The organism is Nostoc sp. JL23, assembly GCF_017115065.1.
GTDB classification, from domain to species: domain Bacteria; phylum Cyanobacteriota; class Cyanobacteriia; order Cyanobacteriales; family Nostocaceae; genus Nostoc; species Nostoc punctiforme_A.
Genome location: NZ_JABXKN010000014.1, coordinates 1 through 17,304, shown reverse-complemented (window position 1 = coordinate 17,304; position 17,304 = coordinate 1). Strand labels below are relative to the sequence as shown.

The window sequence follows — 17,304 nt, the reverse complement described above, 5'->3', positions numbered from 1 at the left end:
AACCTCTCACCTGTAACCTCTCCCCTAACCCCAATGCCTAATCAAGACGAAGTTAAAGCATGTTTTTTGAGTTCGTCTAGAGAAACCACCTCCAAAGCTCTAGCATGGGTTGCTGAAAGTATGACGGGTGGAGCAACGCCAGCTTCTAGAGCTTCTTGCCAGCGAGAAGCACACAAACACCAGCGATCGCCAGGCTTCAATCCAGGAAAATTAAAATCAGGAACTGCTGTGCTGAGGTCGTTCCCTTGTGATTTGGTGAACTCCAGGAATTCTGATGTCACTTGGGCACATACGACATGCGACCCAAAATCTTGACCACCTGTACGACAAAAACCGTCGCGGTGAAACCCAGTCATGGGAGAAGTACAGCAAACCTCTAGGTTTCCATCGATTACATTTTTAGCGTCTGTCATCGTTAATTCGTTGTACTTGATTTTTCCACTTGATATAAGCTTATATTTATTGTCAATTTCCTGGTTGAATAAAAATCGCGATCGCTAATTAATTCCCAAAAGCAGGGAATGCTATAATTACTTATCTCAAAATCGTTAAAAATAAATTTCTCAGCAGAATATTTAAGAGCGATCGCTCTCAGTTAAAATAAAAACCCCTGGCAAACTACCAGGGGTAATGCAAGTCAGTACTTTCGCATGGAATGTATCCTACTCAAATACCATAGCAACCCTGTAATTTACAGATATGCCATTTTGCCAAACAAAAAAAGCCCTCAGTGGTAAGCTGAGGGTTAATTTTTTAGAATAGCGGTAATATACAAACTTATTATTCCCAGAGAAGTAAGCAAATAATACTTGTAGCCTCCAACATCAGAATTTCTTGTTGCCTTTTCTACGAAAGGCTGCGCGAATAGAGGGTTGCTCCCATTCAGCAATCGTAGACATAAAATTAGACACCGATTCTAAAGAGGCATATAACCAGATATGTAATGTCATATATAAAGATAACTTCGGCGTATTCCTGCCTCGTTGCTTGCTTTTAAATAAGCAAACCTGATAACTAGCATCAGGTTTACTGTAGTAACAAAACTTGATTAAAAATTGTAAAGCAGTGTAAAGTAGTTTCACAGGCAAAGACTTTACCGCCTGATTCATAAATAACTAACCGCACTTATAAAACAATGACAGCAACCTTACAACGTCGCGAAAGCGCCAACGTATGGGATCGATTCTGTGAATGGATCACCAGCACCAACAACCGCATCTACATCGGTTGGTTCGGCGTAGTAATGATCCCCACCTTGCTAGCTGCAACAGCTTGCTTCGTAATTGCCTTCATCGCAGCACCTCCAGTAGACATCGATGGTATCCGTGAACCTGTTGCAGGTTCATTGATTTACGGAAACAACATCATCTCTGGTGCAGTTGTTCCTTCCTCCAACGCTATCGGTTTGCACTTCTACCCAATTTGGGAAGCAGCTTCCTTAGATGAGTGGTTGTACAACGGCGGTCCTTACCAATTGGTAATTTTCCACTTCCTGATTGGGATATTCTGCTACATGGGTCGGGAATGGGAATTATCCTACCGCTTAGGTATGCGTCCTTGGATTGCGATTGCATATTCTGCTCCTGTTGCAGCAGCAAGTGCAGTATTCTTGGTATACCCCATCGGACAAGGATCATTCTCTGATGGTATGCCTTTGGGTATTTCTGGAACATTCAACTTCATGATCGTGTTCCAAGCAGAACACAACATCTTGATGCACCCCTTCCACCAATTAGGTGTAGCTGGTGTATTCGGCGGAAGTTTGTTCAGTGCAATGCACGGTTCTTTGGTTACATCTTCCTTGGTTCGTGAAACAACCGAAACCGAGTCCCTTAACTACGGTTACAAGTTCGGTCAAGAAGAAGAAACCTACAACATCGTTGCAGCCCACGGCTACTTCGGTCGTCTAATCTTCCAATACGCTTCCTTCAACAACAGCCGTTCACTGCACTTCTTCTTAGCAGCATGGCCTGTTATCGGTATCTGGTTCACCGCCTTGGGTGTAAGCACAATGGCGTTCAACTTGAACGGTTTCAACTTCAACCAATCAATCATTGACTCTGAAGGTCGTGTGATTGCAACTTGGGCGGATGTAATCAACCGCGCTAACCTGGGTATGGAAGTAATGCACGAGCGTAACGCTCACAACTTCCCTCTCGATTTGGCTGCTGGTGATTCTGCTCCTGTAGCTCTTACCGCTCCTGCTATCAACGGTTAATTCTGAAGTTTAGCTAAATCAAAAAGCGCTCTCCTTTTACGGAGAGCGCTTTTTGTTTAAATGTATAGGAATTGTAAGCTCAGTCCATTTGTAAAATTTCATCCGCTTGTCCTCTTGTCCTAGTACAACACGGCGGGTGCTATAAAATTAATCTTATTTATTCAATATCAAACCGTTCTTTATAAGCTTTGATAGTAGATTCTAAAGTATCTAAGTTTGTGAGAATAAACCATCCATATCGATGGTGCAACTCCTAAATATTTACGTTTCCATTTCCCTGCAATATTTTCTATTTCTTTAAAGGCATCCTTTTTTATACCTAAATAAAAGTACACTTTCTTTTATATGACGCAGTTTACGGATTTTGATGAACAAAATTGGCGCTCTCCCAATACTACAATTTTATAATTTTTAAACAGTGGTAATTCTTGATTAAATACTGCTTGTTGCCCTGACAAGTTGCCTGAACCCACTTTTTTATCATTAAACAATGCTTATTGCGAATGAAGGCTCTTTGTTGTTTTATCATAAATTGCCACATTCTTTAGTATGTAGGCATTTCAGGCTATTTTGTCTTACCCCAAGCTGTGCAAGTGATATTTCCTTAGTGTAAACTATCAGACATATTTTACACTGCGAGATTTGCATGAATATTGAACCGACATATACCTCTGTGGGAAGTCTCTTTGAGTACAGACTGATGTTTTTTATCCCTAAATATCAAAGAGCTTATGCATGGAATTCTGAATCAGTAGAAGATTGAATCATAAAAAATAATTTTTTCAGATTTTAACTCATTAAATTTAGTACATAATAAAAACTTTTATCACATAACCACTAATGCTATTTCCTGAAAATGAAAGCCAAAGGAGTTTTAATTTACTTTTTTCTAAAAATCCCAATCCTATGTGGGTATATAACCAGAATAATCTGCAATTTTTAGATGTAAATGAAGCTGCTGTTGTTCACTACGGCTACTCACGAGAAGAGTTCTTGCAAATGCGAATAACTGACATTCGTCCTTCAGAAGATGTGCCTAGCTTGCTTGAATATTTAGGACAAAAGCACTCTAGCTTAGACTTTACTGGGCGATGGCGACATCAGCGAAAAGATGGACAGATTATTGATGTTGAAATTTTCACACAGACAATAGACTATGGCAGTTATAAGGCTCGCTTAGTTCATATACGAGATATTACAGAACACAAACAAATAGAAAGAACTCTTCAACAAAGTGAAGCTAGATTTCGAGTTATTTCTGAAGCTATTCCTGTTCCATTCATTATTTCGCGTGTGTCTGATGGGTTAATTTTATACGCTAATACAGAGTTGCTTCAAACATTTCAGTTTTCCCCAGAGTATTTAGTTAATCGCAAAAAAATTGTTGATTTATATCATAATATTACAGATTTAGAAGCACTGTTAAAAGTTCTTAATCAGCAAGGTTTTATTCATAATTATGAACTGCAATTAAAAAAAGCAGATGGAACTTATTTTTGGGCGATCGCTTCCTTACAATATTTAGTTTTTAACAATGATTCAGCCATTTTAACAGTATTTAATGATATTAATGACCGCAAAAATGCGGAAACAAAACTTCAAGAACAAAATGAGTTTTTGCGGATAATTTTTGAGAATATACCATTGATGATTGCCCTGGTCAATGCCAATGGTAAACTCCAGTGGGTGAACCAAGAATGGGAAAATATTCTCGGTTGGAAATTTCAAGATTTCCAAACTCGTGATGTTTTGGAAGCACTATACCCTAATCCTGAATATCGACAGTATGTAATTAGTTATATGCAGTCTGCACAACGCAATTGGGGTGACTTTAAAACTCAGGTGCGCGATGGTCGTTTATTGGATACGTCTTGGACTAATGTTTACCTTTCAAATGGTCAAATTATCGGTATTGGGCAAGATATCACAGAACGTAAGCAAACTGAACTAGCTCTAAAAGCCCAAGCCGAGCGGGAGCAATTGATGCGAACTGTTGCTCAACGGATTCGTCAATCTTTGAATCTTCAAGATATTCTGAATGCAACAGTTCAGGAAGTGCGAGATTTACTTGGGGTTGATCGAGTAGTAGTTTATCAGTTTGACTCAGAGATGATCGGCACAATTATGGCAGAATCAGTGGAACCTGGATGGACAGTTTCTTTAGGTGTGGAGATTCCTGATACGTGTTTTCAAACAGGTGCAGGATTGGAATATTATCAGGGACACAAACGAGCGATCGCTAATATTTATGAAGCTGGACTAACTGATTGCCATATTCGCCTGTTAGAACAATTTGAGGTGAAAGCAAATTTAGTTGTGCCAATTTTACTAGAAGTAAGCTCTCAAAACCCTGGCTCTCACATTTGGGGTTTACTGATTGCTCACCAATGCTCTAGTTTTCGTGAGTGGGAAGAAAATCAATTAGATTTGCTCGATCAAGTTACAGTCCAATTAGCGATCGCAATTCAACAATCCAGCATCTTAGCGCAAGCTCAAACTGAACTTGTTCAAAGACAAAAAGCTCAAATAAAGTTAAAAACTGCTTTAGCTGAAAAAGAAGTTCTTTTAAAAGAAGTTCATCATCGAGTTAAAAATAATTTGCAAATTGTCTCCAGTTTATTACAACTTCAGTCTCAAACGCTCAAAGATCCAGAAATAATCAAAGTTCTTCGAGAAAGTCAAAATCGAATTGAGTCAATATCTCTAATTCACAAAAATTTATATACTTCCGCTAATATCGGACAAATTGATGTCGCTGACTATATCAGTAATTTAGCAGCCAGCTTGCTCATTTCCTATCAAATATGTCCTGGTAAAATTTCTCTAGAAACTGATATAGATTCAGTAAGCTTGAATGTCGATCAAGCTATTGCCTGTGGATTGGTGATTAACGAATTAATCTCCAATGCTCTCAAACACGCTTTTCCCAATCAACAAGTAGGCAAAATCAGTATCGCTTTACACAATATTGGCAATAGTATCGAGATGACTATCCGAGATAATGGGATTGGTTTACCAGATAATTTAGATTGGAGAAATACTGATTCTTTGGGTCTGTCGTTAGTACATGACTTGGTTATAGAACAACTAGAAGGCGATATTACTCTAGAACGCGATCGTGGAACAGTATTCAAAATAAAATTTACGCAGTTAACTTTGCATTAATAAATATCAAATGGGCCAAGCTAGGATTTTAGTTGTTGAAGATGAAGTGATTGTGGCTAGAACTATTGCTAGTCAACTCAGTCAGCTAGGATACATTGTTACGGGGACAGCTTCATCTGGAAAAGTTGCCATTGCCAAGGCATCGGAAACTCAACCAGAACTAGTATTAATGGATATTATTCTTAAAGGTGAGATGGACGGTATTACTACCGCCAGCCAGATTCGCGAGCAGTTAGATGTACCTGTAATTTATTTAACCGCTTATGGCGACGATCATACTTTAGAAAGAGCCAAAATTACCCAGCCTTTTGGATACATAGTTAAACCATTTACTACAAAAGATTTAAAAATTGCCATCGAGATCGGTCTTTTAAAACATCAGTTAGAACGTGAACTCCGGGAAAATCGAGATCAGTTAGCAACCCTTTTAAACTCAATGAGTGATGCTGTAATCGCTACTAATGAGCAAGGAAAGATGACATTCATGAATCCCGCAGCCGAAGCCCTGACCGGTTGGCAGCAAAAAGATGCTTTAGGAAATGAGGCGGCGAAGATTTTTCATATTGTCGATGAAGTTACAGAGGCTACATTAGAAAATCCTGTGACAAAAGTCCTGCGTGAGCAACAGGTTGTTTATTTAGGGGAATTCACATCTCTGATTACAAAAAACGGCAAAAGAGTTCCCATTGGCGATAGTGCTTCCCCACTGAAGCGAGGAACTGACCAGATAAATGGTGTAGTAGTTGTTTTTTGGGATCTTAGCGAACGACGGCAAACAAAATTGCTAGAGCAAGCATTAGAGAAGGAGCAAGAACTTAACCGTCTCAAGTCTCTATTTATCTCTACCGTATCTCATGAGTTCCGTAATCCTCTAACTGTTGTTCAAACCGCAGTAGAACTCATGGAAATGCAAGGAGCAAATTTGACCGATACAAAAAGAGGCATATATTTAAAGCGAATTCAAGGTGCTGTCCAATCTATGGAACAACTCATGGAAGAAGTGCTGTTTATGGGTAGAGCAGAAGCAGAAAAACTCATATTCAACCCTGCTCTCCTTAACCTAGAGCAATTTTGTCGAGAGTTACTCGAAGATTTTTTGATGGTTAAAAGCAGTATGTGTGAAATTGTTTTTACCTGTCATAGTGAGAATACGTCCGCTGTCATGGATGAAGGACTCTTACATTACCTATTTGCAAATCTTCTCTCAAATGCGGTTAAATATTCTCCCCAAGGTGGCAAGATTCAGTTTGATTTAATATGTGACCCAATTGAGAAAGTAGCAACTTTTTACATTCAAGATCGGGGTATGGGTATTCCCGAACCAGACCAAGCTCGACTGTTTGAATCATTCTACCGAGCCTCAAATGTCAAATCAATTCAGGGTACTGGATTGGGGTTAGTAATTGTTAAAAGATGCGTTGATGCTCATCAGGGTAAAATCAGTGTCACAAGTGAAGTTGGAATTGGTACTAAATTTACAGTAATTTTGCCATTAAATTCTGAATCATGAGTTATAAATTATTCTTCAACTCACATCCTGATTTTTGTTGCCAACTTGGGTTCGGTAGTGGCGCCATTTTTCTTGCTGACGCGCTCTTTTCTCCTCGGTGAGGCTATCAAAACAATCGGGACAGGAGATACCTTGCTCATATTTGGGAGACACTTTATCTTCTTCTGAAATCGGACGCCCACAACAGAGGCACAACTCATAACTTCCTTTCTCCAATCCATGACTAACGGCTACCCGCTCATCAAAAACAAAACATTCTCCTTCCCATAAACTTTCTTGTGCTGGAACTTCCTGTAAATACTTAAGAATACCGCCCTTGAGATGATAAACTTCTGCAAAGCCTTGAGCAAGCATGAAGGATGAAGCTTTTTCACAGCGAATGCCGCCTGTACAAAAGAGAGCAACCTTTTTGTGTTTAGTTGGGTCAAGATGGTGGCTCACATAATCAGGAAATTCGCGGAATGATTCAGTTTGGGGATTTTCTGCCCCTTGGAAAGTACCGATATTCACCTCATAATCATTGCGGGTATCAATCACAATTACTTCTGGATTGGAAATTAAATCATTCCATTCTTGAGGATTGACATAGATACCAACTTGCTCACTAGGGTCAATTTCTGGCAACCCCAAAGTAACAATTTCTTGCTTCAACCGCACCTTCATCCGCTCAAAGGGTGGGGTTTCGGTATAGGACTCTTTGGATTCTAAGTCTGCTAAACGGGGGTCAGAACGTAGAAACCAGAGAACTGAGTCAATGGCCTGACGCGAACCGGCAATTGTACCGTTAATCCCTTCAAGTGCTAGCAAAATCGTCCCCTTGACACCTTGTGCTTGGCAGTAAGACAGCAGAGGATCTCGTTTATCGGCAAAGTCTGGCAGCTTAACAAATTTATACAGTGCTGCAACAACTTGAATATTTTCTGGCTTCATCCCTTTGGTAATAGAACAATATAAGTTAGAATAACAACGGTAATCAAAGTTATCTACTATTTTAATTTTATGGGGGTTTAGCTCAGTTGGTAGAGCGCCTGCTTTGCAAGCAGGATGTCAGCGGTTCGAGTCCGCTAACCTCCATTGCAAATTTTTGATTAGAAATGTGCGATGGCTGCCGTTTTTACTAGCCTACGCACATTCAAATCAATTAAAACCCCATTCATCATCAAAAAATGGGGTTATTTTCCTTGTGAGGCAAGGGGTTCGGGGAGAGGAAATTATGGTATTGCATCCATTGCACCAATTCAAAGCCGTACTTAGTTAGAAGAATCTCTGGATAAGGAGGTAAACTTTGACTTGACAGCACTTAGGTAATTTTAATCGTTCAAAATTTGACTTATCTATACTTAGGGGGTTGTTTGGAAAAGCGTCCATTGGGGTTAGTGGCAATTGTTCTATACAAATCATTTACCGCCTTGCTGCTTATGGTTACTTCGATCGCTTTATTATTGACATTAAAAAATTATCAAACTCTAGAGGCATTTTCAGAAAATTATGTTTTAGAAGGTAAATCGATAATTATTGATTGGCTTTTAAAAAAAGTTGTTAACTTAAATCCTAGAACTCTGGCATTTAGCGGTATCGGAACAGGCATCTATGCTATTGTTACTGCTATTGAAGCCGTTGGTTTATGGTACGAAAAGCGTTGGGCACATGTCTTGGTATTGGGACTTGTCGGTATCAGTATTCCACCAGAGATTTATGAATTGATTCAGGGAATATCTCTGATAAAAATATTCGTTTTTTTGTTGAACTTAGCAGTATTTGGCTATCTATTCCGAAATTTTCCTAAACATCCAAACTAATTTTTGATAAGAAGAAAGGTACTTGAAATGTTTGACGACAAGAGCCTACGGGTTTCCGTAAAACCAAGACCCCACGTTGTACAATCGCTAGAAATACAATCTGGAGAGCAACTTGCCTAGATCGATTCAGTCTACTCAACCACCACTAAAATTTATTCCTCAACGGTTGAATCCGCTGGTACTCCAGATTGTTCGGTGGTTACTGCCGATCGCACTACGGTTTCGTACTCGCCCTTGGCTATCGGCTGGGATTGTCAAGATTGAAGCCAAGAATGTTGAAGTATTAGCTGAACTATACCAACAATTCCAGTCTGGAAAAATTCGCTTTTTGTTAGCATTTCGCCACCCAGAGGTAGAAGATCCCCTCTGTATGCTGTATTTGCTTTCTCGTATTGTGCCACAAGTTGCTCGTCAAAAAGGTATTACACTAAAATCCCTGGTTCATAGCTATTTTCTTTATGACCGAGGTATGACAGTTTGGGCTGGAAAGTGGCTAGGTTGGCTGTTCTCTCTGCTGGGGGGTGTGCCGGTTCGTCGTGGTAGGCGACTAGATCGGCAAGCTATCCAAAATGCACGAGAGTTGTTTGCTAATGGCGAACTACCGATCGCAGTGGCACCGGAAGGCGGTACTAATGGTCATAGTGGCATTGTTAGCCCCTTAGAACCTGGTGTTGCTCAAATGGGCTTCTGGTGTGTAGAAGACTTACAAAAAGCTAACCGTTCTGAGACTGTGATCGTTGTGCCGATCGCTATCCAATATCGCTACGTTGAGCCACCTTGGTCTAAGCTGGATTGGCTATTTAGTAAGTTAGAAGCTGATAGTGGCTTGAAAGTTTTGGAAAGTGATTCGGGCAATCGCGAAGAGATTTACTATCAACGCCTCTGTAGGTTGGCTGAATATCTGATTACCGAGATGGAAGAGTTTTATCGTCGCTTCTATCATCAAGACATCCCAAAAACCATCTTAACTGATGAATCTACTAGTGCTAATCAGGTATTAATTGCCCGACTCCATCGCCTACTAGATAAGGCTTTACAAGTTACCGAGCAATATTTTGAAGTTCAAGGGCAGGGTAATTTTATTGACCGCTGTCGTCGTTTAGAAGAAGCTGGCTGGAGTTACATTTACCGAGAAGATTTGCCAGATATTAATGCTTTAGCACCCTTCAAACGCGGTTTAGCAAACTGGATTGCTGAAGAAGCCGACTTGCGAATGCGGCACATGCGGATAGTGGAAAGTTTTGTTGCAGTCACAGCTACTTATATTCAAGAACAACCAACGGCGGAACGGTTTGCGGAAACAGCTTTGCTTGTATTCGATATGCTTTCTAGAATTCAGAATACAACACTTCCGGGGCGACCTCGGTTAGGTTTGCGACAGGCACAAATCACTGTGGGAGAGCCAATTTCAGTTACAGAACGCTTCAGAAATTGTCAGGGCGATCGCCAAGCGTCTAAACAAGCTGTGAGCGATTTGACAAAAGATTTGCAAATCGCTTTAGAGAAGATGATTAGATAACAGAAATTCTAAGACTTTTTCGCTCGAATTTTGTCAAAGATTGCACCTTCATCAAAAAATTTCTTTTGAATTTCGTCCCATCCTCCTAAATCTTGAGCTTTGAAAATTGTTTTAATTTTAGGAAATTTGCCTTCCGTTTCTTTTGTAACAGTCAGGTCAACAGGACGAAATCCTAATTTGGTAAACTCTCGTTGCGACTCTGGAGTGTAAAGAAATTTGATAAATGCTTCGGCAATCGGGCGAGTACCATGTTTATCAACATTTTTGTCTACAACAGCAACAGGATTGTCGATGGAGATATTAATATCAGGCACAATATATGAGATTTTTTTACCATTTTTTGCTAACAAAATCATCTCGTTTTCGTAGTTGAGCAGAACATCACCTTGATTATCGTTAAAGAATAGTTCACTGGCATTTCGAGCCGTTTTAGGTAACAAAGGTGCATTGTTATAGACTTTAGAGGTAAAGTCCATTGCTTGATTTTCATTTTTGCCAGTTTTTGTTACGGAACCCCAAAGACTAAGGAAGTTCCAGCGAGCACCGCCAGAGGTTCTAGGGTCTGGTGTAACCACATTTACGCCATCTCGTGCTAAATCTGCCCAAGTTTTGATATTTTTGGGATTACCTTCACGAATAGCGATCGCGTCTAGAGATTTGGTAACAATTGCATCATTAGGCGCTTCTTTTTCCCACCCCGGTTGAATAAACCCTGCCTGAACAAGTTTATTAATATCAAGGGCAAGTGACAGGTGCACCACATCAGCTTCTTTACCGTCAATCACAGCAAGGGTCTGGGAACCTGACCCATCATAACTTTGATTGAAAGTGACGTTTTGGTTATATTTTTTCTTCCACTGTTCAATAAATTTGGGAATGATCTGCTGGTATGCTGCGCTAGTAACTGAGTAAGAAACAAACGTTAGTGTTACATCATTCTGGGAAGTTGTGCCAGTATTATTGATATCACGTGGAGAGCAGGCAGCTATCATGACACTCAAGCTAACTCCGACTAAGAATAGGGACGTAACACTCAATGAAGAAGACTTGTACAACCAATTTCGTATTAGTTGTACATACCACTGTCTTGTAGCGTGTAAAGCTTTAACAATATAAGTCTGAACTAATTCAGTCAAATATCTCCTTGATTGAAAAGTACGTTGCCTCTGGTTCATCAAATTTCCCTTAAATCTGCGGTAGCTTTATCTAGATACTGTAGTTAAGAGGTATTATAAAACAGTGGTTAAGGACAAATAACTTTTTGTTAACCTAAATTTAAACAAATTATCTCCGTATCGAAATCAACCAGCCAGAAGCGGAGGCTGTTCAACTCAGCTTGATGCGACAACAAACATTAATTGTCCAAAGCGACAACCAATAGCTGACCATTGAATATGTTAGCGGAGCTTAACGAATTTATCGCTTACAAATTTTGTCAACGTAAAAATAAGGATTCCAGGTTTTAAGAGCGGCCACTTTATCCTTGAAGTGACAACAGGTTTTGAGTAGGTAGGTTTTAATAATGGAGCTAAGCGGATTCGAACCGCTGACCCCCTCAATGCCATTGAGGTGCGCTACCAACTGCGCTATAACCCCAGAACCCTTAGTAAGTAAGTATTTTTAAGCTTACTAATTAGCTCTATAAACTGTATTAGTTTAATTATTATGCCAGTTTATCTAATTTAAGTCAAGACAACTATATTAATTTATGTATCAGTGTACGTTCACAAACTTAGATGTCGTAGTTTAACAAATTAATGTTGTTAATTTTATCCTGCAAAAACCTTGTATAGCAAGGGTTTTATTAATTTATATGATTATTCAAAAGTGACTATTGATTTTCAATGTTTTCACAAATTGAGGTCGCAAAACCAAAAATTTCACATTTTAATGGTGGTTTATTTTCTTCTCTGAAAAAGTCTGCTATTAAAGGAAACTCTTTGCCAAAGTCAATTTTTTTAACGAACCGCATACCCCTTCGGGGAAGCAAGCTACGCGCAGCGTCTCGTAAGAGTTGGACGCAAAGCAAAGGACGCAAACAAAGAGAAGAAAGAAATGCTTAACCCAAGCGTATTGCCTTATAGAGACGTAGCACTACTGGGTCTCTAACATTTTTTCTACCAAATGTCTCTTGAGTAGAGTAAGTGGCAAGGGTAAGCTTTTTGAGAATGGTATGAGATGGGTTACTTTTATTTATATTCGTCGATTAACTAGGGTAGCGCTAGCTTGGTCAACAGGCATTAGCACAACTTCATTAATATTGACATGGGGCGATCGCGTCACACAGAAAAATATCACATCAGCCACATCATCTGCTGTTAGGGGTGTAACTCCTTGGTAGACTTTGTTGGCGCGTTCAGTATTTCCGTGAAAGCGTACCTCGCTAAATTCCGTTTCTACCATACCAGGGTCAACGGAAGTTACACGGACTCGCGTACCCAATAGGTCTTGTTTTAAACCTTCAGAAATGGCTCTCACAGCAGCTTTGCTAGCACAGTAGACATTACCACCAGGATAGGTTTGATGTCCGGCGATGGAACCTAAATTTACCACATGACCGCGATCGCGACTTACCATTCCCGGAACAACATAGCGGGAGACATAAAGTAAACCCTTAACGTTAGTATCAATCATGTCTTCCCAGTCTTGAAAGTTGGCTTCGTGCAACTTGTCTAAACCACGACTTAGACCAGCATTATTAATGAGAATGTCGATGTCAGACCAGGCAGAGGGTAGAGTTGCAATAGCAGATTCAACAGCATGGCGATCGCGCACATCTAGCTGTAATAAATGAATTTCAGTACCAAAATCTTTATTGAGAGTATCTCCTAGCTGCTGCAAACGTTCTAACCGTCGTGCTGCCAAAATCAGTTTTGCACCTGCACCAGCAAAGATTTTTGCACAAGCAGTACCAATACCACTACTTGCACCAGTGATCAAAATGATTTGATTTTGTAGGGAAGTCATTAGGATAGTTAGGAGTGAGGAGTTAACAGTTATGAATTATGAATTAGCAGAAGTTTCATCGTTCATAATTTATCATCAGTCGGTCTATAACTCCTAACTCCTAACTCCTAACTCCTAACTCCTAACTACTTCTTCACCACTTGCAAGCGCTGAGTTACCATAGTCATTCCATTACCTCGCAGGATGACAGCAGAAATCCATTGGCTACCTGGGGTAGATGGTGCTTGTCCCGTTTTAAACAGTCCGCCAGATGTCAGTAATTCTAAATCCACGGGTGTAGGGTTAAGAAATTTATCTGCTTGGATAGATTCTTCTAGCGCCGTTCCTAGTAGAAAATCATCACCCAGTGGCTCTTGGACGATCGCATCAAAATTATACTTCTGACCGACTTGTACTTGCTGTGGTAATTTAATATCAATTTGGGGTGGGTTGCTGCCAGAAGTAAGTAGGGTGCGTTCTGACAAAATGTCTTGGCGGACTATTTTTCCATTTTCAATGCGCTGACGTGATTTAATCGTGGCATTAAGAGCTAACTTCTTACTATTACCGGAGGGTAAGCCAGTTATCTTCGTTTCTGTTTCAGCAATAATCCCATTGGCTTCAGGTTTTGAAGATAGCAGTTTCGTGCTGTATTGCAATTTCGGATATCGTTGCCAAAGTGAAGTCAAAGACTTTTCCAGGGTTTGGAGGTTTAATCCATCGCCATGAGTGAAATTGGGACTGTAGAATTGCAACACCCCTTTGACATCGCCTCGGCTAGCAGCGCTATCAACTTGTGTCAACAGGTTTTTCAGATCGGCTGGTGCATTTTGGGCTGTTGTGGCTTGAGATAACTGCTGTGGTGTCGTCGCCTGAGTGCGTTGCCAACCGCTTGTTAAACCAATAGTCAGCAGAAACGAAACTAGCCAGATATTTGCTGGAAATTTGAGTTGTCGTCTCACTAAGGCGGTAATAATGTTAGTCATTGGTAAGAATTTACTGATTTGATTAGAGAAAGTAAGCAAATTGTTTTATCTTAGTTAAGCTAGACGCTAAACGGTAGAGGTTTGATGGCAAACGCACCGATACGATTATTAATAGCTGCCAGTGGGACTGGTGGACATTTGTTTCCAGCGATCGCCCTGGCGCAAAAACTTCCAGATTATCAAATAGAATGGCTGGGAGTACCCGATCGCCTAGAAACTCAACTTGTCCCCAAACAGTATCCCTTGAATACTATTGCAGTTGAAGGGTTTCAGCAAGGGTTTGGAATTTCCTCGATTCGCATTTTGGGTAAACTCGCCCTTTCGATTCTAGAAGTCAGACGAATTCTCAAACAGGGACATTTTCAAGGGGTGTTTACCACAGGCGGTTACATTGCTGGACCAGCCGTCATTGCGGCGCGTTCTCTCGGTTTACCTGTGGTTTTCCACGAATCTAACGCCTTACCAGGTAAAGTAACTCGCTTTTTTGGCCCTTGGTGTAGTGCGGTAGCCTTGGGATTTGAAGTAGCTGCTAAGTATTTACCTCGTGCCAAAAATGTCTATGTTGGTACTCCTGTAAGAGAGCAATTTCTTGATGGGGCAATTAATGCACCACTTGATTTAGCTATTCCTGATGGTGTGCCTTTAATTGTTGTTTTTGGTGGTAGCCAGGGTGCAGTTGCAGTGAATAAGTTGGTGCGCGAATCTGCAAAAGCTTGGTTTGATGCTGGTGTTTATGTAGTACATTTAACTGGCGATCGCGATCCCGAAGCAGATAGTCTCAAACATCCACAGTACATAGCCTTACCTTTTTACAACAATATGGCGGCGTTGTTGCAACGTGCTTCTTTGGCTATTAGTCGTTCTGGTGCAGGTAGCTTAACAGAATTGGCAGTGTGTGGAACGCCAGCGATTTTGATTCCTTACCCCTTTGCCGCAGAAGACCATCAATCTTACAATGCAGACGTATTTACAAAAGCTGGTGCAGCGTTAACGTTGAAGCAATCTGAGTTGACGACTGAAGTATTGCAAAATAATGTGTTGAATTTATTGCAGTCACCGCAAGAGTTAGCAAAGATGAGGGAAAAAGCTTATGCGATCGCAGTTCCTGATAGTGCCGAAAAGTTGGCGCAATTAGTGCGTGAGGTAATAGAAACATAACGTTAATTATTTAGCATTAGAAATGTATTTTTCCAGTTATGAATATGTTATTGAGTAAAAAATTTCGCTTCACAGTAGGTTGTACTGCTTTATTAATTGTCAGTTTAGCAAGTAGTTATCTATATACCCACTCAAAAACTAAACAACTAGCTCAACAAAATCAGTCATTTACTCAACAAGAAAATTCTGTCCTACTTCAATCACAGATTTCGCTGACCTCAAATCAAGCTGCCGAACAACTTAACTCAAGGTTTCAAAATGCTTTTTCATCTCGACAGAATTTGTTAGCAGCATCTGCACCCTATCCAGTTGTTGATGAGTTCAAAAAATATAAATTTAACATTAATGGTAGCCAGATTGCTACTCCAGGAAAACTACCAAATAGTAAGGTTAAATTCAATCAAGGAGATTTATTAACTGTTCTTGTTAATACTAGAAAATATTTTCAAGATTATGCTTCCGAAGACCCGGATATTATGCGTACAGGAGTGCTTGCTACTCAAGGAGTTACTGTACCAGATGTCCTCAAAACTTTGGATTTTATGATTGCTGTTTTGAAGGAGGATATTGCGAATAATCGGGCTACTCGTTTACAAGACTCTAAATTTATTAATACTAATTTTCGAGTCATTAAATGGTCTCCCTACAACCCCAAAAGTAAACAGCAAAAACAATTACGAATTACCAAATATGCTGTATTTACTCACCCTGGTTCCCGCAAGAAAACCTCTACTTTTAATATACCAATTTATAGCTTAAAAGATAACTCTAATAACGATAAGTTCTACACTCGCTACACAAAGCAAGATGTTTTATCTGGTATTTATGAACCAGGTGGTAGAGAATTTGGAAAAGTTAATACTCTTGCTTATCTAACCAGAAATGGCTTAGAAGAAGCAATTATGGAAGGAACAATCCTGATTAATTTTACCGATGGTTATAAGGCCTTTTTTAATGTAGATAGAAACAATGGAATGGCTTATATCCGGGGATTAAAGGCAACAGCACAAAAGCGCTATTGGTATTTTAGAGAAGTTGATGCTATTAAAGGCTATGGATACAAAATAGATGCCAAAATTTCTATCAAACCCGGAGTTACTTTTGCTGGAGATGTTTTGAATATCGGTTTAGGTAAGGTGATTGTGATTGAGCATACTCAAGGTGGACGCAAACATCTGCAAATGGGAGTCATCGCCGATACAGGCGGAGCATTTTTACCCAATCTTTATCAGCTCGATTTTTTGGCAGGTATTTTTAAGAATAAAAAAGAATTTGGGCAGAATATTAGCCAATTACCAGACCATGCCACAGCATATTTTTTAGTCAAGAAATAATGCATTGACCCGATATCAAAAATCTATGCACGGGTTAACAATTCTAAGTTGTGGCCATCGGAGTCATAGAAATAGAAGCCACGACCTTCCTTTCTGTGGTTAATTTGTCCTTTATTCTGATGCATGGGGTCGCTACTGTATTCAATACCTGCCTCTTTGATGCGTGCAAAAATTGCATCAAATTCTTCATCACTGACATGGAACGCATAATGATGTGGCTCAAACGCTTCAGCGTCGGCGAAGTCGAGCGTTAATGCATCATTTATATGCACAGCAGCGAAGTGACCAACGGGAAGCTCGACCTCTAAACCGAAAATTTTTGCAAAAAACCTCGCCGACGCTTCTTTGTCATGTGCGGGCACTATGGTGTGATTTAGAGTAATTGTCATGTCACACCTTCCCTCCTAATTTTGGTAGTAATTCATATCAACTCTTTATTCAGAGTCGACAACAACAATGTTCCTTATCTATTTTATCTTTTGGGCGCGAACACTAACACCAGAGTAAACATATCTAAATTCTGTGTTCACTGTATTTGGAACACCCGCAAACACTAGAAAGATCGAGCTTAAATAAGCAAAACTAATAACTTGCATCAGGTTTCCTGAAGTAATAAAACTTGATTAAAAATTGTAAAGCAGTGTAAAGTAGTTTCACAGGCAAAGACTT

General features: G+C 39.9%; 13 protein-coding genes and 2 tRNA genes. 8 read left to right on the top strand and 7 right to left on the bottom strand.

The genetic code is table 11. The features are described 5' to 3' along the window. Nucleotides 1-41: 41 nt before the first annotated feature. Nucleotides 42-413, bottom strand: a complete 372-nt coding sequence (locus tag HWQ42_RS00825; protein ID WP_292719525.1) for a DUF2237 domain-containing protein — start codon at nucleotides 411-413, stop codon at nucleotides 42-44. Nucleotides 414-1,135: 722 nt separating this feature from the next. On the opposite strand from HWQ42_RS00825, the gene psbA reads away from it, so the two are divergent. The 3 genes from psbA to HWQ42_RS00810 all read left to right on the top strand — a co-directional run bounded on the left by psbA (nucleotide 1,136) and on the right by HWQ42_RS00810 (nucleotide 6,893). Then, a complete protein-coding gene (gene psbA / locus HWQ42_RS00820) occupies nucleotides 1,136-2,218 on the top strand; it encodes a photosystem II q(b) protein (RefSeq protein ID WP_094348373.1) in 1,083 nt (360 codons plus the stop codon). Between the two features lie 840 nt (nucleotides 2,219-3,058). Further along, entirely contained in the window at nucleotides 3,059-5,383 is a 2,325-nt protein-coding gene (locus HWQ42_RS00815) for a PAS domain S-box protein (RefSeq protein WP_292808467.1), read from the top strand. Between the two features lie 10 nt (nucleotides 5,384-5,393). After that, nucleotides 5,394-6,893 carry an ATP-binding protein gene (locus HWQ42_RS00810; protein WP_292808465.1) on the top strand — a complete coding sequence of 500 codons (1,500 nt, stop codon included), beginning with the start codon at nucleotides 5,394-5,396 and terminating at the stop codon, nucleotides 6,891-6,893. 15 nt (nucleotides 6,894-6,908) lie between these two features. Here the strand turns inward: HWQ42_RS00810 and HWQ42_RS00805 are convergent, their stop codons facing one another. Further along, entirely contained in the window at nucleotides 6,909-7,823 is a 915-nt protein-coding gene (locus HWQ42_RS00805; protein WP_292808463.1) for a rhodanese-related sulfurtransferase, read from the bottom strand. A gap of 71 nt (nucleotides 7,824-7,894) precedes the next feature. On the opposite strand from HWQ42_RS00805, the gene HWQ42_RS00800 reads away from it, so the two are divergent. From HWQ42_RS00800 to HWQ42_RS00790, 3 genes are all read left to right on the top strand, one after another. Continuing rightward, nucleotides 7,895-7,967 (top strand) — tRNA-Ala (locus HWQ42_RS00800). A 278-nt stretch (nucleotides 7,968-8,245) separates the two neighbouring features. Beyond that, nucleotides 8,246-8,692: a DUF2127 domain-containing protein gene (locus HWQ42_RS00795; protein ID WP_292735095.1), complete on the top strand. Its 447-nt coding sequence runs from the start codon at nucleotides 8,246-8,248 to the stop codon at nucleotides 8,690-8,692. 112 nt (nucleotides 8,693-8,804) lie between these two features. Beyond that, nucleotides 8,805-10,211, top strand: coding sequence for a 1-acyl-sn-glycerol-3-phosphate acyltransferase (locus HWQ42_RS00790; RefSeq protein ID WP_292808461.1), 1,407 nt, complete (start codon nucleotides 8,805-8,807; stop codon nucleotides 10,209-10,211). 8 nt (nucleotides 10,212-10,219) lie between these two features. Here HWQ42_RS00790 and HWQ42_RS00785 read toward each other — a convergent pair whose 3' ends face one another. The 4 genes from HWQ42_RS00785 to HWQ42_RS00770 form a co-directional block, all read right to left on the bottom strand. Beyond that, complete coding sequence (locus HWQ42_RS00785) at nucleotides 10,220-11,347, bottom strand: sulfate ABC transporter substrate-binding protein (protein ID WP_292808459.1); 1,128 nt, start codon at nucleotides 11,345-11,347, stop codon at nucleotides 10,220-10,222. A 387-nt stretch (nucleotides 11,348-11,734) separates the two neighbouring features. Then, nucleotides 11,735-11,807, bottom strand: a tRNA-Ala gene (locus tag HWQ42_RS00780). 597 nt (nucleotides 11,808-12,404) lie between these two features. Beyond that, nucleotides 12,405-13,178: an SDR family oxidoreductase gene (locus tag HWQ42_RS00775; RefSeq protein WP_292808457.1), complete on the bottom strand. Its 774-nt coding sequence runs from the start codon at nucleotides 13,176-13,178 to the stop codon at nucleotides 12,405-12,407. 125 nt (nucleotides 13,179-13,303) lie between these two features. Then, entirely contained in the window at nucleotides 13,304-14,143 is an 840-nt protein-coding gene (locus HWQ42_RS00770) for a nuclear transport factor 2 family protein (protein WP_292808455.1), read from the bottom strand. An 84-nt stretch (nucleotides 14,144-14,227) separates the two neighbouring features. Here HWQ42_RS00770 and murG point away from each other — a divergent pair, with 84 nt between their 5' ends. Both murG and HWQ42_RS00760 read left to right on the top strand, forming a co-directional pair. After that, nucleotides 14,228-15,301: an undecaprenyldiphospho-muramoylpentapeptide beta-N-acetylglucosaminyltransferase gene (gene murG, locus HWQ42_RS00765; protein ID WP_292808454.1), complete on the top strand. Its 1,074-nt coding sequence runs from the start codon at nucleotides 14,228-14,230 to the stop codon at nucleotides 15,299-15,301. 38 nt (nucleotides 15,302-15,339) lie between these two features. Further along, on the top strand, nucleotides 15,340-16,635 hold the full coding sequence (locus HWQ42_RS00760) for a hypothetical protein (RefSeq protein WP_292808452.1): 1,296 nt from the start codon (nucleotides 15,340-15,342) through the stop codon (nucleotides 16,633-16,635). Between the two features lie 23 nt (nucleotides 16,636-16,658). Here HWQ42_RS00760 and HWQ42_RS00755 read toward each other — a convergent pair whose 3' ends face one another. After that, a complete protein-coding gene (locus HWQ42_RS00755) occupies nucleotides 16,659-17,024 on the bottom strand; it encodes a VOC family protein (RefSeq protein WP_292808450.1) in 366 nt (121 codons plus the stop codon). Nucleotides 17,025-17,304 lie beyond the last annotated feature (280 nt).